The organism is Anaerovorax odorimutans, from assembly GCF_024459955.1.
Lineage (GTDB): Bacteria > Bacillota > Clostridia > Peptostreptococcales > Anaerovoracaceae > Hominibacterium > Hominibacterium odorimutans_A.
Map to the genome: position 1 here is coordinate 61630 of NZ_JANFXK010000008.1, position 20818 is coordinate 82447.

General features: G+C 47.1%; 18 protein-coding genes. 2 read left to right on the forward strand and 16 right to left on the reverse strand.

What is annotated here, in order from left to right:
- Positions 1-6: 6 nt before the first annotated feature.
- The 8 genes from NE619_RS08570 to NE619_RS08605 are packed head-to-tail and all read right to left on the reverse strand — an operon-like array spanning position 7 to position 7863.
- Positions 7-1386: a V-type ATP synthase subunit B gene (locus NE619_RS08570; protein WP_256132000.1), complete on the reverse strand. Its 1380-nt coding sequence runs from the start codon at positions 1384-1386 to the stop codon at positions 7-9.
- On the reverse strand, positions 1386-3158 hold the full coding sequence (locus NE619_RS08575; protein WP_256132001.1) for a V-type ATP synthase subunit A: 1773 nt from the start codon (positions 3156-3158) through the stop codon (positions 1386-1388). The genes NE619_RS08570 and NE619_RS08575 overlap by 1 nt, the downstream gene beginning before the upstream one ends.
- A gap of 21 nt (positions 3159-3179) precedes the next feature.
- A complete protein-coding gene (locus NE619_RS08580) occupies positions 3180-3497 on the reverse strand; it encodes a V-type ATP synthase subunit F (protein ID WP_256132002.1) in 318 nt (105 codons plus the stop codon).
- Entirely contained in the window at positions 3487-4485 is a 999-nt protein-coding gene (locus NE619_RS08585; protein ID WP_256132003.1) for a V-type ATPase subunit, read from the reverse strand. The genes NE619_RS08580 and NE619_RS08585 overlap by 11 nt, the downstream gene beginning before the upstream one ends.
- Before the next feature lie 21 nt (positions 4486-4506).
- A complete protein-coding gene (locus tag NE619_RS08590) occupies positions 4507-5091 on the reverse strand; it encodes a V-type ATP synthase subunit E (RefSeq protein ID WP_256132004.1) in 585 nt (194 codons plus the stop codon).
- An 18-nt stretch (positions 5092-5109) separates the two neighbouring features.
- Positions 5110-5601 carry a V-type ATP synthase subunit K gene (locus NE619_RS08595; RefSeq protein WP_148398526.1) on the reverse strand — a complete coding sequence of 164 codons (492 nt, stop codon included), beginning with the start codon at positions 5599-5601 and terminating at the stop codon, positions 5110-5112.
- Position 5602: 1 nt separating this feature from the next.
- Positions 5603-7552: a V-type ATP synthase subunit I gene (locus NE619_RS08600; protein ID WP_256132005.1), complete on the reverse strand. Its 1950-nt coding sequence runs from the start codon at positions 7550-7552 to the stop codon at positions 5603-5605.
- Positions 7549-7863, reverse strand: a complete 315-nt coding sequence (locus NE619_RS08605) for a hypothetical protein (protein WP_256132006.1) — start codon at positions 7861-7863, stop codon at positions 7549-7551. Before NE619_RS08605 ends, NE619_RS08600 begins: the two co-directional genes overlap by 4 nt.
- 606 nt (positions 7864-8469) lie before the next feature.
- On the opposite strand from NE619_RS08605, the gene NE619_RS08610 reads away from it, so the two are divergent.
- Entirely contained in the window at positions 8470-10140 is a 1671-nt protein-coding gene (locus NE619_RS08610; RefSeq protein WP_256132007.1) for a thiamine pyrophosphate-binding protein, read from the forward strand.
- Positions 10141-10248: 108 nt separating this feature from the next.
- Positions 10249-12309 carry a sigma-54 interaction domain-containing protein gene (locus NE619_RS08615; RefSeq protein ID WP_256132008.1) on the forward strand — a complete coding sequence of 687 codons (2061 nt, stop codon included), beginning with the start codon at positions 10249-10251 and terminating at the stop codon, positions 12307-12309.
- 89 nt (positions 12310-12398) lie between these two features.
- On the opposite strand, the gene NE619_RS08620 is transcribed toward NE619_RS08615, so the two are convergent.
- The 8 genes from NE619_RS08620 to NE619_RS08655 all read right to left on the reverse strand — a co-directional run bounded on the left by NE619_RS08620 (position 12399) and on the right by NE619_RS08655 (position 20812).
- On the reverse strand, positions 12399-13568 hold the full coding sequence (locus tag NE619_RS08620) for an amidohydrolase family protein (RefSeq protein ID WP_256132009.1): 1170 nt from the start codon (positions 13566-13568) through the stop codon (positions 12399-12401).
- Positions 13569-13588: 20 nt separating this feature from the next.
- Positions 13589-14875: a TRAP transporter large permease gene (locus NE619_RS08625; protein WP_256132010.1), complete on the reverse strand. Its 1287-nt coding sequence runs from the start codon at positions 14873-14875 to the stop codon at positions 13589-13591.
- Complete coding sequence (locus tag NE619_RS08630) at positions 14875-15381, reverse strand: TRAP transporter small permease (protein ID WP_256132011.1); 507 nt, start codon at positions 15379-15381, stop codon at positions 14875-14877. Before NE619_RS08630 ends, NE619_RS08625 begins: the two co-directional genes overlap by 1 nt.
- Positions 15382-15478: 97 nt before the next feature.
- Positions 15479-16537, reverse strand: coding sequence for a TRAP transporter substrate-binding protein (locus tag NE619_RS08635; RefSeq protein ID WP_256132012.1), 1059 nt, complete (start codon positions 16535-16537; stop codon positions 15479-15481).
- A gap of 130 nt (positions 16538-16667) precedes the next feature.
- Positions 16668-17711, reverse strand: coding sequence for a zinc-dependent alcohol dehydrogenase (locus NE619_RS08640; RefSeq protein ID WP_256132013.1), 1044 nt, complete (start codon positions 17709-17711; stop codon positions 16668-16670).
- A 10-nt stretch (positions 17712-17721) separates the two neighbouring features.
- The gene (locus NE619_RS08645; RefSeq protein ID WP_256132014.1) at positions 17722-18471 is read right to left on the reverse strand and encodes an SDR family NAD(P)-dependent oxidoreductase; all 750 of its coding nucleotides are present in this window, start codon (positions 18469-18471) and stop codon (positions 17722-17724) included.
- Positions 18472-18553: 82 nt separating this feature from the next.
- Positions 18554-18676: a hypothetical protein gene (locus NE619_RS08650; RefSeq protein ID WP_256132015.1), complete on the reverse strand. Its 123-nt coding sequence runs from the start codon at positions 18674-18676 to the stop codon at positions 18554-18556.
- Between the two features lie 759 nt (positions 18677-19435).
- Positions 19436-20812: an aldehyde dehydrogenase family protein gene (locus NE619_RS08655; RefSeq protein ID WP_330640682.1), complete on the reverse strand. Its 1377-nt coding sequence runs from the start codon at positions 20810-20812 to the stop codon at positions 19436-19438.
- Positions 20813-20818: the final 6 nt, after the last annotated feature.

Here is a 20818-nt window from a genome sequence, read left to right on the forward strand (position 1 = left end):
GCCTCCTTACTTATCTTTTTTAACGCCATATTTCTCGATCATTTCCGGCTTAATTCTCTTCAGCTCGCTTTCCGGCAGGATGGAGAGAAGTTCCCAGCCGATGTCTAAAGTTTCTGCGATTTCGCGGTTTGTGGTGAACCCTTGGGAAACGTATTTCTGCTCGAATTCTTCTGCGAATTTGGCGTACAGAAGGTCGGTCTCCGACAGAGCGGCTTCACCGAGGATGGTCATCAGCTCCTTAGCGTCCTTACCTCTGGCATAGGCCGCGAAGAGCTGGTTCATGGTTCCGGAATGGTCCTCTCTTGTTTTTTCCGGTCCGATACCCTTATCTTTCAGTCGCGACAGAGACGGCAGAATATCGATCGGAGGCATTACGTTCTTTCTGTAAAGCTCTCTGGAAAGAATAATCTGTCCCTCTGTGATGTATCCGGTAAGGTCAGGGATCGGATGAGTCTTGTCGTCTTCCGGCATGGTCAGGATCGGAATCATGGTAATCGATCCTTCACTGTCTTCTTTTCTTCCCGCTCTCTCATAAAGAGTAGCAAGGTCCGTATACAAATAGCCCGGATAGCCTCGGCGTCCCGGTACTTCCTTTCTGGCGGAAGATACTTCACGGAGGGCTTCGGCATAGTTGGTGATATCCGTCAGGATAACCAGCACGTGCATATCCTTTTCAAAGGCCAGGTATTCGGCTGCTGTCAGAGCCATACGCGGCGTAGCGATACGCTCGATCGCCGGGTCGTTGGCCAGGTTGATGAACATTACGGTACGGTCAATAGCTCCGGTATCTTTAAAGTCGGAAATGAAGTAGTCCGATTCTTCGAAGGTGATACCGATGGCGCAGAATACTACGGCGAAGTTGGATTCGCCCTTGAGCACCTTGGCCTGTCTTGCGATCTGCGCAGCCAGCTTGGCATGAGGAAGTCCGGAGCCTGAGAAGATCGGCAGCTTCTGTCCTCTTACCAGGGTGTTCAGTCCGTCGATGGCGGAAACACCGGTCTGGATGAATTCATCCGGGTAAACACGGGCTGACGGGTTCATCGGCAGTCCGTTGATATCCACGTTCTTTTCCGGAATCAGGTCCGGGCCGCCGTCGATGGGCTGCCCCATGCCGGAGAATACTCTTCCCAGCATGTCTTCCGATACGGACAGTTCCAGAGAATGTCCCAGAAAGCTTACCTTACTGTCCTGCAGGTTGATTCCGGCGGAGCTTTCAAAGAGCTGTACCAGTACGTCGTCGCCGTTTACTTCCAGTACCTTGCATCTTCTTCTCTCGCCGTTTTGCAGCTGTATCTCACCCAATTCGTCGTAGGCAATGCCCTCAACGCCTTTTACCAGCATCAGAGGACCTGCTACTTCGGAAATCGTTTTATATTCTTTTAACATTAGCCAGCCACCTCCTCTTTCATCAGCCGATCCAGGGTTTTGGTCAGTGCGGCCGCAGTGTCTTCCATGTAGGATTCCATTTCGTCTTCACTGACATATTTTGCTCTGGCGATCTTTTCACGCACATCCATATTGAGAATGCGGTTTATATCCACGCCTTTTTCCAGAGCTACCATTGATTCATTGTAGAAGGTCAGAACCATCTTCAGGATCTTATACTGCTTTTTCAGAGAAGTGTACGCGTCCGCGTCGTCGAAAGCGTTCTGCTGCAGGTAGTCCTCACGGATGGATCTGGAAGCTTCCAGAATCAAACGGTCGGACGGGGACAGGGAATCGTAGCCTACCAGCTTTACGATTTCTTCCAACTCGGATTCTACCTGGAGCAGCTTGTTGGTCTCTGTCACGCACTTGGTCCAGTCGTCGGCAACGTTCTTATTGAGCCAGTTTCCGATGGTCTCGCTGTAAAGGGAATAAGAAGTCAGCCAGTTGATGGACGGGAAATGTCTCTTGTATGCCAAACCGGAATCCAGTCCCCAGAATACCTTTACGATACGCAGGGTGGACTGTACAACCGGGTCGGAGTTGTCGCCGCCGGCCGGAGATACGGCTCCGATGGCGGTCAGTGTACCGGTTCTGTCTTCGCTGCCCAGACACTGAACTTCGCCTGCCCGCTCGTAGAACTGGGCCAGTCTGGATGTCAGGTAAGCAGGATAACCTTCTTCACCCGGCATTTCTTCCAGACGTCCGGACATCTCACGGAGGGCCTCCGCCCATCTGGATGTGGAGTCAGCCATGATGGCTACCGAATATCCCATGTCACGGAAGTATTCCGCAATGGTGATTCCCGTGTAGATGGATGCTTCACGGGCAGCTACCGGCATGTCGGAAGTGTTGGCGATGAGTACGGTACGGTTCATCAGGGATTCGCCGGATCTCGGGTCTTTCAGTTCCGGGAACTCCATCAGTACCTCGGTCATCTCGTTACCACGTTCTCCGCAGCCTACGTATACAACCAGGTCTACGTCCGACCATTTTGCCAGCTGATGCTGTACGACCGTCTTTCCGGATCCGAAAGGTCCCGGAACAGCCGCGGCTCCGCCTCTTACGATTGGGAACAGGGTGTCGATAACACGCTGTCCTGTAATCATAGGAACTTCCGGAGATAATTTATTTTTGAAAGGTCTTTGCTTTCTTACCGGCCACTTCTGCAGCATCGTCACTTCCTTCACAGCGCCGTCGGCCATTTTCACCTTGGCTACCGTGTCTGTGATCTTGTGCATGCCGCCGTTTATTTCTTCGATGGTTCCTTCGATACCCACAGGAATCATAATCTTGTGTACGATCAGCTTGGTCTCGTCCACGGTCCCGATCACATCGCCGGCGATAACTTTATCGCCCTTCTTGACAGTGGGTTTAAAGTCCCATTCTTTATCGTGGTCCAGGGAAGTAACTTCCACGCCTCTTGCGATGTTGCTTCCGGTCTTTGCTTTGATTACTTCCAGCGGTCTTTGGATACCGTCAAAGATCATTTCCAGGATTCCGGGCCCTAATTCCGCGGAAAGCGGTTCGCCCGTGGTAACGACTTTGTCGCCGGTCTTTAAGCCGGCTGTCTCCTCGTATACCTGGATGGAGGCCTTGTCGTCTCTCATTTCTATAATTTCACCGATCAGACCCAGGTCGCCTACGCGGACAACGTCGAACATGTTGGCTTCCTTCATGTTTTCCGCAACGACCAGGGGACCGGAAATCTTTACGATTTGTCCATGATCCATAATTTTTTCACCTACTTTTTATCAGTTATTAAAGATGTCCGCACCTACGGCTCTCTCTACGTTCTTGTGTATGTTTTCCATGCCGATTCCCAGGCTTCCGTTTCTGCTTGGAATGGGGAGAATGGCAGGAAGCATATCGTCCTTATATTTTTCAACCACGTCCAGGTTGGCCGCGATGAGCTCTTCGGTCACGAATACGATTCCGTATTCCTGTTTTGCCAGGTCCGCTACCAGACTGGCGATGGAAGGCTCTCCCGCAACTTCAAAGACGTCGAACCCGACTGCCTTGAAGCCCAGCACGCTGCCGCGGTCACCGATCACTGCGATTTTAGTCTGCATAGATGTACCTCAACCTTTCTACGATCTGCTCTTTGGGCAGTCCGAACACTTTGGACACCAGCACCAGTCTTGCGGCCCGAATCTCCCGCTCTTTCAGGTACAGGAACGCGATCACCGGTTCCAATCCGAAAGGAATTACTTTGGCTTTGTCAAAGAGATCCTTAAAGCAGCCGTCCAGATTCTGTTCAAAGACAGTCAGCGGTTCTCCGTGCCTCAGGGCCGGTACGCTCTTTTCCATTCTGCGCCGCTTGCCCGCTTTGTCCAGAAGACGGCTGATGCCTTCGTATCCTGCCGAATATCCCTCGTCGATATCCCTCGGGTCAATGGTGCCGCCCTCGGCGAAGATTCGTCTTACCTCGTACGCGTCCTTCTTCATGCGGATCAGACGGACTGCGGTCTCAATGTTGATCAGATCGATCTTTGATTCCACATACTCGATGAGCAGCCGGTTATCCAGCTCCTCCGCCTTCTGTTTCATCAGAGTCAGGACCGCTTTGTCGATAATAATGTCTACGATCTGCGAGTCTCTGGTCTTTGCCAGCTGGTCCTCCGCCTCCAGTGCCGCTTCTCCCAGAACAGGGGGAACCTTTTCAAAGCGCTTTGCCGCCAGCTCCGCTTCCATCTGCTCCGGAGTAAAGGTACCGGTCTTTTTATACAGATGGCCGAACTCGCCGTCCGCCAGTTTTGCTTTTACATACACCTTCAGATTGTGGCCGTCCGCCGGATAGCGGAATACATAGGTCACTTCCGACTGCTCGGTTATATTTTCAAGGAGCTGATAGGTTCTCAGCAGGTCCCTTTCAAAGGCGGCCTCATAGTCGCCCGCTGTGACGTCCCGGAACATTTCCTTCCCGGCCAGGGATTTAAAAGCATCCTCGGCATTGGCCGCTTCGATAGCTTTCAAAAGATCCTGCTGTGAGATCAGCTGATTTTCAAGAGAGTGGACTCTTGCCGCAGCGTGCAGGTACTTTGTATCGTCTTTTTCCATAAATACATACCTTCCTTTCCTTTATGCGAAAAGCATTGCCGCAACTTGTGATTCCGTCTCTTTCTTTCTATCGTTTATGAGCACTTCAAAGGTACAGTTTGTTTCGATCTCGCCTTCCTGGATGATCAGACCGCCGATGAAGTCGCCCGGCTGCTGCGCCAGGTTCACTTCCATGCCGTGGGCCTGGCCCGCCTCGGAGGCCAGTTTCTTGCCAAAGGCTTTTTGATCGGCCTCATTGAGTACAACGGTCACCTGTTTACTGCCGCTGTAGGTTCCGATCAGCCCTTTGTATATTTTCAGCTTTTTTTCTTCCGGCAGCTGCGCCAATTTGTCAGCAGCCATTTCAAAGGTCTTTTCCAGCGCCGCGCGTCTTGCCGTCAGCTTGGTGTTGCGGCTTTCAATACCGGCCTGGGAAATCCCTCTCTGTGTGATTTCTTCCGCTTCCTTTTTGGCTTTTTTCAGGATGGCGTCCTTTTCGATCCCTGCTTCCTCGCTGTAGAGCCTGGCGATTTCGTCCACGTTCTTCTGTCCCGCCTCAGCGATTTTGTCCGCCTCTTCCTGTCCTTCCGCCCGGATAGCTTCCAGTATTTTTGAAATATTATCCATAACGAATTCCCTTTCCGATTACATTTCGATGTTGAAAATCAACAGCATTGAAATCAGGAATGCTAAGATAGCATAAGTTTCTACCAGTGCTGCGGAAACCATGGCCTTTGACAGCTGATCCGGCTTTTTAGCAATAATGTTGATACCTGCCGCGGCAACTTTTCCCTGGGCGATACCGGAAAGGAGTCCAACCAGCGCGATGGGAAGGGAAGCAGCCAGGATGTAAGCGCCTGTTCCTACGGAAAGCTGAACGTCGCCGCTCATCATTCCGCTGTTGAGCATGATGATAAATCCGATCAGGAATCCGTAGATACCCTGTGTACCAGGAAGAGCCTGCAGTACCAGACACTGACCAAAACGTTCCGGGTCTTCGCTCAGCACGCCTGAGGACGCCTGACCTACAAGACCTACGCCCTTAGCGGAACCGATACCGCAGAGGCCTACTGCCAGGGCAACGCCTAAATACGCATAAAAGTTACCGTTTGTAAATAAAGTTCCAAAAGTTTCCATTTTATTTTTCCTCCGTTACGTTTACATATTTCGTTCTTGCTTTCAGCGGTTCGAATTTTCTGCCGCCGCTTTCATAATATTTTCCAAAAAATTCAACGTACTGCAGTCTGGCCGAGTGTACGTACGCGCCCAGGGCGTTGATCGCCATGTTCAGCGCGTGGCCGAAGACAAAGATTACGATGAATAAAATTGCTCCTACAATACCGCCGCCTGTCAGAGTACCGATGGTATTGACAACGCTGGCGATTACTCCTGTGGCCAGACCCAGAGCCAGTATTCTGGAATAGGACAGCACGTCGGAGAAATATCCGGTTACGTCATAAAGGCTCATGACCCCGGATGAAATCTTTCCAAAGAGGGTGGGCTTTGCCCGTCCCTGCGTGCAGATAAGACCCAGCGCGCCAACGATGGACATTACAATGCCGATCATTTTCAGCTGGCCCGGCAGCAGCAGCAGAGGCAGTCCGATCAGGAAGATATACCAGAATCCCACATCGAAGAGCGCTCCCCACTTGTCGCCCCGTTTAATCATCAGATAGGCTTTGAAGCCCATTCCCAGGAACAGGTGAATGACACCCAGTCCGCAGGAGATTCCCAAAACGACCATCGGCTGTGTCAGCGGATCGATCAGCTGCGGGATCTCAACGGTTTTTCCAAAGAAGACTTTGGCTACCGACGGGATCACATCGCCGAAAAAGCTTCCGTATATCAGACCAAAGATGATGGTGGATATACCGCTGATGCCCAGCATGGTTAAAAGCCTCTTCATGCCTTCTCCCAGATCGAGAAGCTTGGCGGCTCCCAGACCTCCGATGGTGAGCAGGAGTCCGTATCCGGCATCGGAAAGCATCATCCCGAAGAACAGGAAGAAGAAAAATCCGATGGCCCAGTTGGTATCCATACTGTTGGCGTTGGGCAGAGAATACATTTCGGTCAATGCTCCGAAGGGCGCCACCAGTTTGCTGTTTTTCATCAGCACCGGGAAGTCCTCGTCCTTTTCCGGCTGAACGTATTCGTAGCAGCAGGTGTATTTTTCCAGCTCTCTGCTGACCTTATCCTTTTTCTCCGCTACCACCCATCCGGTTATGATATCGACTTTTCCTGTATGAAGCAGATTATCCCTGCTGGAAAGACAGTCCATACGGACCTTGATGGCGTCGTAGGCCATTTCCAGCTCCGTTCTTTTGTCTGCCAGTTTTTTCAGCTTTTCGTTTTCCCCTTCCATCTGTTTTGTCAGACGGACAATTTTTTCTTCGCAGGCTTTGATGTTGTCTTTGAAGGTTCCGGAAACGCCTTCCAGGGTAAATTCTTTGGCGCCGAAAATGCTGATGGTCTCTCTGACCGCTTTCTCATCCTTCTCATGGAACAGGGCGATGATGTATTTGTTCTCATCGTCTTCAGATATCTTTTTCAAATAGACATCCAGTTCCTTTTCCCTGGCGGATTGCTCCACTTCCTCTATATCGCGGGGAGCCGGTAAGACGTAGCACAACAGCTTGGTGCGCTGTGTCTTAAAATCTAAAATCTCCGCATCCAGGGATTGCCACGGGACAAAGGAAGCCTTTTCAAACTCTGCTTTCGCCAGTTCTTTCTGGTAACGATTTCTTTCTTTTACAATGCCCTCAATGTGATCGCAGGTCTTCATCGTATCGAGAAGGACCTGGTCATTTGTCAGTTCTTTGTAGGTAACCTGAGGCCGCTTGTAAAAAAGACTTCTCTTCTCACCGAATTCTTTCAGGGCCGCGATGCATTCGTCCAGCTTGTCGATCAGATCTTCCTCTCTGGAAAGATCGGCGCTCTCACTTTTCGCAAGGGTCTTTGCAACGTCTTCTTCCAGCATGGACTGGGTCGCAGTCGGTTCTACGACGCCGCATCGCTGTATGTCCTCCAAAATGTCTGTGGATTGCCCTCTGAGACCGTAGATATAGACTTTTTCCATTTTTTCAATCATAAGCTATCCACGATCCCTTCCACAATGTTCAGTGCCGCCTGGTCCATTCTGCTTTCTGCGATCTTCAGAATCTCGTCCGCTTCTTTCTTCGCGGCAGCGATTTTTTCAGCGGCTGAGGCCGCGGCGTTTTCTTCCGCCTGCTTTATGATCCCGGCCGCTTCTTTGTTGGCGCTGGCGATGGTGTTTTCGATATGTTTTTTTCCATCCACCTTTGCCTGGGCCGCTGCGTCGTCCGCATTTTTGTGGGCCGCCGCTTTCAGATCTTCCGCTTCCTGTTCGGCGGATTTGATTCTGTCAATAACGTCCTGCATATGCACTCCCTCCTTTCGTCACCTTTTTAATAAAAAATTACAATTCCTACCTATATATATTAACAGAGTGAATATTAATAAAAAAGCGTTATGAAAAAATAGTTATTTTCAATCAATTCTGACTAATCACAATCTTGCACGCTCCTTTAATTTCAATAGTTTCACGGCTAATCGGAAATTTTTTTCCGATCATTTCAACGTGTCTATCAATTGTTTCACGCCATGTATACCGTATTTTTATTCATACGCAGCAGTTTTGTCATTTTTTTCTCAAAAAATGGTACTAGTTTGCTAAAAAAGTTGACATATTTATACTTTATTTTTGACCGATTTGTAGAAAGCTATACAGCAAAAAACATGTTCCACTATGTAACACCCGCAAAAATCATACTGCACTCTTTTTTAACATTTTATTTTCTCCCGGTCCGATCACCTCCTTTTTTTCACACTATTCGAAAAAATTCAAAGTGCTCCGGTCGCTGTAATTCCAGCGTTTCTCCCTTCATCGTGTCTCTGCCGGAAGCAGAGAGGCCATAGTTTGGTACGCTTTTTGCGTTTTATGTGGGCAAAGATTCAATATTCCATTAATTAAGGAGGAACGAAACAATGAGTGAAAAAATGCCTGGCTATCAATTTATCGCAGGTACACTGAAAGGCTACGGCCTGACCCATATCTTTTACGTGGAGGCTATGCTCCGGATGGTGAACCGTGAGTTCGGAGAAATGGATGTGACACGGATCATGGCCCATTCGGAAAACGCCGCCGCCTACATGGCTGACGGATATGCCCGCATGGCAGGAAAACCGGGGGTCTGCATGTCCCAGTCCATCGGCTCCGCCAATCTGGCCGGAGGCATCCACGAAGCATGGCTGGCCAATTCTCCCGTAATTGCCTTTACAGGGAAAAAGCCGCCCACTTATCAATATAGAGGCTGCTATCAGGAAGCGGACCACTGCCTTCTCTATGAGGGCATCACCAAATTCAATGCCGATGTCTCCGAATCTGAGCAGCTGCCCACAGTTCTCAGGCAATGCTTCCGGGCAGCGGTGACGGGAAAGCCTCGTCCGGTCCACGCCGATCTGAGCAACCACACGGGCAGAGTCATTGAGGTGGGAAGCGTATCACAGCCGATCGCCATCGAGTCCAGATACAGTCAGTACCCGCCGTTTCGTCCGGCAGCAGAGCAGAGCGATGTGGCCCTTGCCGCAGAGGAAATCCATAAGGCAGCAAGACCGGTAATCGTTCTTGGGCGGGGAGCTTCGCTGTCAGGAGCCGGAAAGGAAGCGGTCGCTCTGGCTGAAAAAGCCGATATTCCGGTGGTTACCTCGCCCGATGGAAAGGCGCTGATCGACGAGCAGTCCGAATTGTGGTGCGGCATTGTCGGTGAATACGGCATGGACTGCGCCAACCGTACGGTTATGGACGCGGATCTGGTGATCTTCGTGGGTACTCAGACCGGGGATCAGACAACGCTGTCCTGGAAAGTGCCTGCTCAAAGCACACGGGTCATCCAGATCGATATCGATCCTTTGGAATTGGGGAAAAATTATCCCAACTCCGTAAATCTTTTAGGAGACGCGAAAATCGTTTTAGGCCAGCTTCTTGCGGAAACGCAGGAAAACGGCCGCCCTGCCTGGAGGAAAACCGCCCGGGGCTACGTTGTGGAAACGCTGAAAGAATACGAAGAGAAGCAAAACCGCAGTACCCTGCCCATGCGTCCGGAACGCCTTTGTCTGGAAATCAGCAAAGCTCTGCCTGATGACGCCGTACTGGTGGCGGATACCGGCTACTCCGCCGTATGGTCGTCAACCATGCTGCGCATGAAGCCTTCTCAGAAATACCTTCGGGCCGCTGGCTCCCTGGGCTGGAGCTATCCTGCTTCTCTGGGAGTAAAATGCGCCGCTCCTGACCGTCCGGTCATCTGTTTCACAGGAGACGGAGCCTTTTACTATCATCTCAACGAGATGGAAACAGCTGCCCGCAACGGAATCAATACGGTGACTATCATCAACAACAATATGGCGCTGGTTCAGTGTCGCCCCGACCTTTCCCTGGTCTACAAGGATCAGATGGAACTGATTCATGAACGGTATGAGTATCCGGACATTGATTTTGCCAAAATCGCCGAAACTTACGGCTGCTGGTCCAGAAGGGTGGACAAGCCGGAAGATGTCGGTCCCGCTATCCGTGACGCTCTGGCCGCAGGCAGACCGGCCGTGCTGGACGTGCGCACGGAACGGGCGGCGGAAATACCGCAGGCTCTCATCCCAAGGTAAGGCAGCAAAATAAATTTAATTCCAGGAACTGGCGAAGACTTCGTCAGTTCTTTGATATATAATAAAAGCGCAAACATTTTCTTTTTACAACGACAGGAGGATATCATAATGACGATTTACAATTGGAACGGAGATGTATTGACGGAATGGAAGCTGCTGCAGGATAACATGTCGGCAAAAGAGCAGGCCTGGAAAACTTTTATGAGTACGGGCCGCATACCCTCGTCCATTGATATTTCTCCGGAAGTCCTCAGCTCCTGGCAGCGCTGCAAGGACAGGGGCATGGACCCTTATGACGAACATGTGACCACCGTTCCGCTCCACGTGTTATCGGAAAAGCTGAAAAATAACAACTGGCTCATCGAACTGGTGCGTCCGATCCTGCAGGAAACGGCTGACAATATCCGCGACTCCGGCTACCGAATCGACCTGTACGATAAGGAGCTGTGTCTTTTGATGCGCTTTGGCAAAAAAATCGCCGGCCAGGATTCGGAACGCAGAGAGCTGATTATTGGGGAAAGCCATGCAGAAGCTGATGCCGGTACCACATCGACCAACCTGGCCGCTCTTTTGGAACGCCCGGTGCAGCTGATGGCTTACGAACACTATAAAACCATGTGCCACGGGCTCACCTGCGCCTCCGTTCCCATCTTCGACGCCTCCGGCAATCTGCTGATCGTACTCACTGTGGAGGGAAACTGCTGGCCCATGCACAAGCATACGCTGGGTATGCTTGTCACCTTGAAGTATTATATCGAATATCTGATCTCCAAGGATATCCGCTCCTATTCCGGCATCAACGAAAAGACCATTTCCTCTGTTATTGAAATGATCGAAGAGCCGGCCATTGTGGTGGACAATACCGGCAAAATCCTCTTTTCCAACACTGCCGCCCAGAGTATGCTGGGAGAGGGCTGGAACAGCCTTATCGGGTTCAACTGCGAAACCATATGGGGTAAAAATCCCTTCCGGGAGGTACTCAACTCTCAGCACGCGGTTTCCAACCGCAAGGTCGTACTCAGCATCGGTTCGGCGCAGAGCGCTTTTTTTACTACCATCAAGCCCATCACCAATGACAATGGCAAGCTGATTATGGCCATCGGCGTCTTCAAAAAAGCGCTGACCGGCAAATCATCGGGTGCTGCCTGCGCCCAGAAGTTCAAAGCCGCCTATATCTTCGATAATATCATCGGCAAGAGTCCTGAAATGCAGCAGTGCGTCAAGCTGGCCAGGGAAACGGCAAAGCTGGACAACAACATCCTCATTCTGGGAGAAAGCGGTACGGGGAAGGAATTGTTCGCCCAATCCATCCACAATGAAAGCAATTATTCCAGCGGACCTTTTGTCCCCATCAACTGCTCGGCTATCCCCCATTCACTTTTGGAAAGCGAGCTGTTCGGCTATGTGGGCGGCTCCTTTACCGGGTCCAAACGGGAAGGGCAGGTGGGCAAATTTGAAGCAGCCAACGGCGGCACGCTTTTCCTGGATGAGATCAATTCCATGTCCATGGAAATGCAGTCCAAGCTGCTGCGTACCCTCCAGAGCAAAACCATCGTGCGGGTCGGCGGGACCGAAGAGATCTCCATTGATATCCGCATCATCGCCGCCTCCAATCAGGATCTTTGGCAGCTGGTCAAGGACGGCCAGTTCCGCGATGACCTCTACTATCGGATCAATGTGATTTCCATTTATATTCCGCCTCTGCGGGAACGGACCGGGGATGTGGATCTTCTGATCGACAACTTTATTTACAATTTTTCAAAGCAGTTCAAGCGGGACATCAAGCTCAACGAGGATGCCCGCAGGCTGCTGCAAAGCTATTCCTGGCCGGGAAACGTCAGGGAACTGGAGAATGTGCTGGAGCGCTGTCTGGTTCTTTCCAGGGTCAACAATAACAATGTCATCTCCATTTCCGACATCTGCACTTACAACGGAATCTTTGAGTTTTATCAGAAGCAGGATAATCAGCTGATTCTCAGCGATCCTCCCCAGGATGAGTCCGCAGAAACCTCCGATGCCGGCAGCGTTCTCACGGACTATGAAAAGCTGCTGATTATCGATGCTCTGGAAAAGTATGATTACAATATACAGGCTACCGCGCAGCATCTGGGGATCGCCCGCAATACTTTGTATCGGAAGATTAAGAAGTACGGCATCAAGCAAGGGTGATGCCTATATAGTCAGAAGAAAACAAAATGTATAGGCTCTCCGTAGATAAACCTATACACTATGTTTACTTTTCTAATTTATTACTACCTTTACATAAATATCTGCATAAATGCTATGCGTCCGTTTTTTACTGTTGCCATAGGTACTATCAACTTTTCCCCAACATATGAGTTGCCCCATGCATCATTAAAAATTCGCTTCCTGTCTATAATTTTAAATATAGCGACATCGCCGTTTGCTTGTGGCATAAATGTACCTGCTTCGTTTATTATGCCATAACACTCAGCTGGCGTGAGTGTCATGGCTTTAATAATTTTTTCGATACTCATTCCAAGATTCATATACAAACTTGCATGGTGTAATATGGAAAAATTATTTTTATATGCGGTCGTTCCAACACCATCCGTACTAATAAAATCAGGATAAAACCCCTGCTCAAATGCTTCTTTGAGAATATTCATATTATAATTTCGCGATCCTCCACCACTGTCAAAAATGATCCCCTTTTCCCTTGCTTTGACAATACTATCAATAATTTTTCCATCACTGCCTATAATAGTTTTTGGACCTATCCCCATATAGGTGTGGGTATATACATCTCCCTTTCTCATTACTGAAACAATGTCTTCGATTGTAATATCGTCCGCCAGATCGGTAACATGCACCGCAACGCTCAATTTCTTTCCCAGCGTCTGTTCAACCTCTTCTGCGAATTCAATCGTCTTTTGTAAAGGTTTGATTCCATATTTGCCTGCTGATTTTTTGTGCATTCTCACTTTCAGCCCTACCAGTTCTTTTCCCCCATAAAGCTTAACAAGCCTTTTTGCCTTAGCCAAATCAAAGGCTTCCGGATCTTCATCCTCATCATAACCCAAGGGCAGGACCCCATGAAAGCAAAGATGTAACAAGGCTTTGACGTTTGTCGTTGAATATGTGGCATCACTTCTCAATAATCCTTCAAAATCCAGGGGGCCGGTGCTTCCACCATCAATACAAGTAGTAACTCCGTTGGGAATACAATACAAATCTGCTGAAGTATTTAAGTCAAAACTTCCTCCACCTTTATAGACATGGACATGAGGATCTATCAGTCCTGGAACCACATAGCATCCCGAAGCATCAATTACATTCAGCGCATCTTCGGACTCTTCCGGATAATGCTTTTTAAACACTCCATCTTTTATGTATATTGTTTCTGCGGCGTTGAGCTCACCGTTTGGATCAATTACCATGCCGCCTTTAATAATCATATCGTACATAAAAACCTCCAACAAATATTTTAACCAAAGATAGAAAATAAGCCTAAGCTAATTGCTGGTATATAAGTGATAATCAGAAGCGCAACTATCAACACCGCAATACACGGAAACAGCCATTTAAACATATTCTCCGGCTTGATCCCGCCAACGCCTGCTGCTACAAACATATTAATTCCTACAGGAGGCGTACACATTCCTATTACTAGGTTCACAATCATGATGACGCCAAAGTGAATTGGATCAACGCCAAACGCTGCCGCGATGCTGCTCATGAGTGTACCGAAAATTAATATGCTGGATACAGGTTCCATGAAACATCCAATAATAAGCAATACGATATTCAATAACAGTAATACGACAATTTTACTGTCTGTAAATGACACCAAAAGATCTGTTATGGTAGCCGGTACTTTCATCATAGCCAGCAGTTTCCCCAGTACCTGCGCAGCGCCGACAAAGGCAAGACAGTATCCGGTGGTCGAACCTGTGCTTATAAAAATCTGAGGTAGATCTTTTATTTTTAAATCTTTATATATAAACAACGATACGATCAATGCGTATACGCAGGCCACTATTGCCGCTTCTGTCGGAGTAAAGAATCCTCCATAGATTCCTCCGAGAATGATGACTGGCACGAGAAGCGCCCATATTGCTTTTTTTAATGCCCTAAAAAAGTCTTTAATATCAAATGGCGGTTGATCCAGTTTTCCGTACTTTTTCTTTCTTGCGATAACGTAGCAGAAAACACAAAGACAAGCTGCCATAACGATGCCCGGCAAAACACCTGCTATAAACAAGTCCGTTACAGATATTCCCGTTACTACCGCATACATTATGAACAGAATACTTGGCGGGATAACAGGTCCCATAGAGCCTGCCGCCGCAATCAACGAACATGTAAATCCTTCATCATATCCATCCTCTTTCATGGCCGGAATAAGCAATCCACCTATTGCCGCTACGGTTGCCGGTCCCGAACCTGAAATAGCCGAAAAAATCATACAAGCAATTACCGCAACGATTCCAAGTGAGCCTCTCTTATTTCCTACGCAGACCTGACAAAATTCTATAAGTTTTTCCGACAAGCCACCTTTCAGCATTATCTCTCCTGCCAAAATAAAAAATGGAATAGCTACTAATGTAAAACTATCAATTGCCGCAAATGATGTCTGCATGATCGTCATAAAACTTAAGCCTGGTACAGTAGCTGCTCCGACTACCACTGTGCATCCAAGTGCAAAGGCTATAGGCATTCCCAAGCAAATACATACCGCAAACGTTAATATTAATAATAATCCTGTGGACATTATAATACCTCCTTTCCGCCTTCACTTGGCACATTCTTATGGATTATTTCTTTTATTGAAGGAATCAACTGACACTGAATAACTCTTATAACCATTAACCCATATCCTATAGTTATTCCTACATAAGCGTAAGCCATATTGATTCCTAAGCATATTGAATATGTTCCTCCGACCCAGCTGTTTCTGACCAGAATTAACGATTGCATCAAAAGGAATATACCAAATGCAATCCAAAGTAAATTCCCCAATGTTTTTGCAAACGGTCTGACTTTTTTAGGCCAAACCCGCAAAGCCAAATCGATTCGTATATGAGAATCCTTCTGAGCCGCGAAGCTTCCTCCAACATATACAACCCAAACGAACATATATCTCGCTAATTCCTCAGACCATGTATTTGTTTGTCCTACCCAACGGAGAGCCACTTGCATCACTAGCAAAACCAGCATTATTGCTAATATAAGCCCACAAAACCAGCCCTCAAAATTGTTTAAAAATTTCTTGACCATTATATACTCCTTTTAAATGTTAATTATGACCCCACAACACCTGACCTTTTTCAAGTATTGTGGGGCAAACATATCTTGCGAATATAATAATTACTCTTTATTTATTTTTTCTGTAATCCTCGAGGAACGCCTGTACTTCGTTGATTAAATCCATTCCTCCGCATACATCAGCTGTTTCTTTCCATGTTGAACGTCCGGCTTCACGCATTTCTTCCATAGCCGAATCCGAAAATTTAACAACTTCACAATTTTTAGCTAATGTTTCCATTGATTCTTCTGCAACTCCCGTACAGTAATCCCTTATCCACTGCACATATTCCTCCGCACATTCATTAAAAATCTTCTGCAAATCTTCTGGTAATGATTCAACAAATTCTTTATTGTAGTAAGGCAGCAAATAATGCGGGCAGGTATTTATTTCAGCAACATAATCACAAATCTCATAATATTTTTCACTGCACATCAGGTTTGCCGCAACATATGCGCCGTCAACAGTTCCCTGCTGCATAGCACTGTATACCTCTCCATAATTTACAACAGTCGGGTTAATACCGAACTTTGTGAGATATGCTACGTTAAGAGTTGAATTAGGTGATCTGATTTTCAATCCCTTGAAGTCGGCCATTTTTTCAACTTTATCCTTAGCAAGAATGATCTGATACCATGATGGTGTATATCCTCCAAACGTTATGACACCGTTTGATAATTCGGCAATATCATCATTGACTTTCTGCCCAATCTCACTGTCAGCGACTGCATAAAGCTCCTCCGATGATTCAAACAAATACGGATAATCAAAAATGTATGGTGACTTCAAATTTTCATTTAATCCACAAGAATTATAATTCGTGGTAATACACATCTGAATGCTTCCATTTCTGCACATCTCAATCATCTCAGGATCGGAAGTCGCCATTTGTTTATTCGGATAAATGTCTACGGCTATTCTTCCATCGGATGCCTTTTCTATAGTCTCTTTAAAATGCAATGCACCTACATGCATGGAATCGTCTTCCGTACAAAGATGCGCGCAAGTAATGGTATAGACTTCGTCATCTGATTTTGATGTTGTCTTACTGTCTCCGCCGCAGCCCGTCAGAAAACACACAGTTGCCAAGGCCAGGGTCATCATTAATATTAATAATTTCTTTTTCATTTTCCCCTCCTATTTTCATAATAAGTTAAATAGTTCTAATTTGACGCATTAATCGATGTACTTAATACCCGCAAGATTATAATCAACCTATTCCATAGGTATAATTATTGAAGCCTCTATGTTTTTGGATCTAGTAATCACTGGCATGCATAATAACTTTCAACGCTTCCTTCTTTTCCAACAGCTCAAACCCCTTCCTAAATTCCTCCAAAGGTATCTCATGAGTTATGAGTTCATTTAAATGAAGTTTACCTTGTCCCATCAAATTTAACGCCAACTGCCATGCTTCATAGGTTGCACCAAATGAATAAGTTATGGTACATGACTTAAATACTGCCCCAACCCAGGGGAACTGAAGATCAGGTCTTGCAGTTTCGCCTATTGCTACAATATTTCCTGTTTTTTTAAGAAGCTCGACCATACCATAAATCGCAGGGTCTGCACCTGACGCCTCAACTATAACGTCCACACCCATGCGGTCTGTTTCTTCCATGACAATTTTTTTCAAATTTTCTTTTTCAACATTAACTATTCTGTCGATATTCAGCTTCCTTGCAATCGGAAGTCTCATCTGTTCATCAACATTCGTGCCCGTTAATATGACCTTCTGCGCACCTATCGCCTTTGCTACCATTGCATTTATTAATCCAATGGTTCCACACCCTTGTACAAGCACAACATCTCCGATTTTAACTGTGTTTCTTACAATCTGCGCCTGCGTTGCCACGCTTACCGGTTCGGTCATTGCCGCTTCATTAAACGAAACATTATCAGGTATCTTAATTAGTAAGTGCTCCGGTGTACAAAAGTAGCTTGTCCAACCGCCGTTCACCTTATATCCAACTGGTTTTCTTTCCGGACATAAGATCGGCCTGCCTGTTCTGCAAAATTCACATACACCACAAACGCTCTTATTATTTTCACTTACTACGCGATCCCCTATCTTCCACTTAGTTACATCTTTCCCTACCCTGACTATTTCTCCGCAGAATTCATGCCCCACAACAACCGGAGGAGCGTAAGTATGATTATCATGGTATAAGTGCAATTCGCTACCACAAATACCTGTAGCCATTACTTTTATCTCTACTTCGTTATCTTTTGGGGTGATTCTTTCAATATCTCTAATTTCCCAACCATCTTTACCATCTTTAAATTTTACAACTGCTCTCATTTCAATTCTCCTAACCTGTATATCCTCCTAATATTTCTACGCAGGCCCCCGTTATATATGACCCACCTTCGGAAGCAAGAAATACAACGGTATTTGCTACCTCTTCTACGCTTCCAAATCTCTTTAGCGGAATCCTACTTAAAGCCTCATCACGTTTTTCCTGAGATAACATTCTGGTCATTTCAGTATCAATTCTCCCAGGCGCAACACAATTTACAGTTATGTTATATTTACCTACTTGTTTTGCCAAAGTTTTAGTCAATCCAATGACTCCTGCCTTAGCAGCTGAATAATGTGCTGCCGAATTAATCCCTCCATAAACACCTGCCAGCGATGAAAGACTTACGATCCTGCCCCAACCGTTATCTTTCATATATGCAAAGGCTTCCTTTGAACACATGAAGTTGCTTTTTAAATCAACATCTAATACCTGGCCAAATTGCTCCGCAGTAATCTCATAAAACGGCAGCTTAGGAGAAATTCCTGCATTATTGATGAGTATATCAATGTGTCCATACTTTTCATAAGTCTTGGCAAACAATTCTTTAACATCGCATTCTTTTGATACATCGCCTTTAACAAAAATAGCATCAACACCCATAGCTTTAACGTCTTTTGCAACTGCATTACCCGCCTCTTCATCAAGATCATTTAAACTTACATTTGCTCCTTCCGCTGCCAACGCTAATGCGCAGGCTCTTCCAATTCCCTTCCCCGCACCCGTTACAATCGCAATCTTTCCATTAATTCCAAGATCCATCGATCTCCTCCTCTCCAAGTGTTTTGGTTTTGTCCATATATAACGCAACAACTGTGCCAATTTACTGAATTTTTAAAAGCTTTTATTTTTCCATTGAAATATCAACCTTTCTAAAAAGCGGGCGTCCTTGCCGCTGGAAACAGGAGCCACGGCCAATTGCTCCATTTTGTAACAGCAGGGGTAATTTTTCTTTTATTTTTTTCATTTTGTAACACTTTTTTCATAGGGTGAACATTCCCGACAGACGTCTCTGCCCGGGAATCGCTGAGCCTTTTTATTTCAGCATAACAAAGTTTTGCAGAAAAATGTCCGTCCAAAATTTGGTAATTTTGTGGTAGCAGTGAGGGGGGCGGACAGTAAGCGGAGATCGGTAATAAGGCGGTAAAGCGAAGGAAATGCGGTAACCTTTTTCTAAAATAGGCCCCCGGTTACGCAAAGTTGTGGGTTTGGCGGGTTCCAAAGCAGTTAAAAATAGAAAATTGCGCCTCTGGGCGGTTTTGAGACCGCCAAACCGTTGAAAAGTGTGTAACTTTTAGTAAAAATGGACCTCCGGTTACCGCTGCCTGCTCTGAACCGCCTGTCTGGAGGCAAAAGAAATGGAAGGCCGTCTGAACTCGTGCGAGTTCAGTCGGCCTTCCATTCAAAAGCTTTATGTGATTAAGAGGTCGGAAATTACCTAAATTAATGGTGAATACAGGAATGCACGGCTCTTTTCCGCGGCCGCCAAAGCAGGATATGTGTACGCGACTGATTTTCTGCGGCTATGGATTGAGCTTGCTTTTCCTGATAATTATCATACCACGCCCGGGAGCATCTGAAAAATTCATTGTTCCGATACTGCCATATGAAATTCCTATGGTGCTCCCAAGCAAAAAGGGAACGTCTGAACTCACGATTTCAGATGTTCCCTTTTAAGGCTTTATTTATTAAGAGTTTGGCACTTACCTAACAATGGATGGATCCGCTATCCCCACAGCTCTTCCTCGGAAGGCACATGGTTATTCGGCATATAGCGGGCGATTCTGGATACGTTCATCAGATGCTTGTAGTCCAGGTTTTCGGAAATACTGTTGTGTCCCCAGCTTCCGCAGCCCAGCGTATTGGTTGGAGCCAGGCCGTTAAAGTAGCTGCCGCCGGCACTGCTGGCCGAGATCTGGTTGATTACAAATCTGGAAACGCACAGTTCCTTTCCTACATATTCAATATGTTCCTCTGAATCGGAATGGAATGCCACGCTGTGGCCCTTTCCGTCTTTTTCCAGGTTTTCTCTGGCAATATTAACGCCTTCTGCCAGATCCTTATACTTATAAGCAGCGATGACTGGACCCATCTTTTCGCCGCCCAAAAGGTCGGTCTGACCGGTTCCGTCAGCTACCGCTACAATAATTCTTGTTCCCTCCGGAATCTTGATTCCGGCCAGCTCGGCAATCTTTTCAGGAGACTGTCCAACTGAGTGTCTGTTTGGCTTGCCATCGGTAAACAGCGCGTCGCGGACGCCCTGCAGTTCTTTGGGATCTCTTACGATATAGCCGCCATTGGCTTCAAATTCATCCATGATGGCGTCAAAATCTTTTTCCGGACAGATAACGGACTGTTCACCGGAGCAGATGATTCCGTAGTCATAGGTTCTTCCGGTAATGATCTTTGGAACCGCTTCCTTATAGTCATAGCCTTCGTCAATAATGCACTGCACGTTTCCTGCGCCTACACCGAGGGCCGGTTTTCCGGAGCTGTACGCTGCGGTTACCATGCCTGCGCCGCCTGTGGCGATTACAATGTCAGCGGATGAAATCAGGTTTCTTGTGTTTTCTCTGGAATGCTGATCCAGAATCTGAATCAGATGCTCCGGATAACCCTGCTTGGCCAGCTGCTCATTGATCATGTCAACCGTCTTTGTGCTGCACTTTACAGCTTTGTGATGCGGCGTAATGATGATGGCATTTCCGCATTTCAGAGCGAACATAGCGTTGCTCATCGGTGTTACAATCGGGTTCGTGCAAGGCGTAATGGCCGCCACAACGCCGATCGGCTTGGCGATTCTGGTGATCCCGGTGGTTTCATCGGTATCCAGAATTCCTCTGGATTTTTTGCCTCTCAGATTGTTCCAGACGATTCCCGCCTTCTGCTTATTCTTTGCGATTTTATCGGGAACGTTTCCCATCCCGGTTTCTTCTACAGCGATTTCTGCCAGGAATTCGGCGTTGTCGTAAACCACTTTGCCTATGGTTTTTACCGCCTGATCGACCTGCTCCTGGCTCATCTTTTCAAATTCAGCCTGAGCCTTTCTGGCTCTTTCGATATATCCGTTGATATATTCCTGGCTCATTGCTTTTTCATCCATTTTTGT

Excerpts from the sequence above, each read along its gene's own strand:
- NE619_RS08595 (WP_148398526.1), bottom strand. The coding sequence starts at position 5,601 with ATGGAAACTTTTGGAACTTTATTTACAAACGGTAACTTTTATGCGTAT.
- NE619_RS08590 (WP_256132004.1), bottom strand. The coding sequence starts at position 5,091 with ATGGATAATATTTCAAAAATACTGGAAGCTATCCGGGCGGAAGGACAG.
- NE619_RS08635 (WP_256132012.1), bottom strand. The coding sequence starts at position 16,537 with ATGAAAAAGAAATTATTAATATTAATGATGACCCTGGCCTTGGCAACT.
- NE619_RS08575 (WP_256132001.1), bottom strand. The coding sequence starts at position 3,158 with ATGGATCATGGACAAATCGTAAAGATTTCCGGTCCCCTGGTCGTTGCG.
- NE619_RS08630 (WP_256132011.1), bottom strand. The coding sequence starts at position 15,381 with ATGGTCAAGAAATTTTTAAACAATTTTGAGGGCTGGTTTTGTGGGCTT.
- NE619_RS08625 (WP_256132010.1), bottom strand. The coding sequence starts at position 14,875 with ATGTCCACAGGATTATTATTAATATTAACGTTTGCGGTATGTATTTGC.
- NE619_RS08650 (WP_256132015.1), bottom strand. The coding sequence starts at position 18,676 with ATGAAAAAAATAAAAGAAAAATTACCCCTGCTGTTACAAAATGGAGCA.
- NE619_RS08570 (WP_256132000.1), bottom strand. The coding sequence starts at position 1,386 with ATGTTAAAAGAATATAAAACGATTTCCGAAGTAGCAGGTCCTCTGATG.
- NE619_RS08655 (WP_330640682.1), bottom strand. The coding sequence starts at position 20,812 with ATGGATGAAAAAGCAATGAGCCAGGAATATATCAACGGATATATCGAA.
- NE619_RS08580 (WP_256132002.1), bottom strand. The coding sequence starts at position 3,497 with ATGCAGACTAAAATCGCAGTGATCGGTGACCGCGGCAGCGTGCTGGGC.
- NE619_RS08585 (WP_256132003.1), bottom strand. The coding sequence starts at position 4,485 with ATGGAAAAAGACGATACAAAGTACCTGCACGCTGCGGCAAGAGTCCAC.
- NE619_RS08645 (WP_256132014.1), bottom strand. The coding sequence starts at position 18,471 with ATGGATCTTGGAATTAATGGAAAGATTGCGATTGTAACGGGTGCGGGG.
- NE619_RS08610 (WP_256132007.1), top strand. The coding sequence starts at position 8,470 with ATGAGTGAAAAAATGCCTGGCTATCAATTTATCGCAGGTACACTGAAA.
- NE619_RS08605 (WP_256132006.1), bottom strand. The coding sequence starts at position 7,863 with ATGCAGGACGTTATTGACAGAATCAAATCCGCCGAACAGGAAGCGGAA.
- NE619_RS08600 (WP_256132005.1), bottom strand. The coding sequence starts at position 7,552 with ATGATTGAAAAAATGGAAAAAGTCTATATCTACGGTCTCAGAGGGCAA.
- NE619_RS08620 (WP_256132009.1), bottom strand. The coding sequence starts at position 13,568 with ATGTACGATATGATTATTAAAGGCGGCATGGTAATTGATCCAAACGGT.
- NE619_RS08640 (WP_256132013.1), bottom strand. The coding sequence starts at position 17,711 with ATGAGAGCAGTTGTAAAATTTAAAGATGGTAAAGATGGTTGGGAAATT.
- NE619_RS08615 (WP_256132008.1), top strand. The coding sequence starts at position 10,249 with ATGACGATTTACAATTGGAACGGAGATGTATTGACGGAATGGAAGCTG.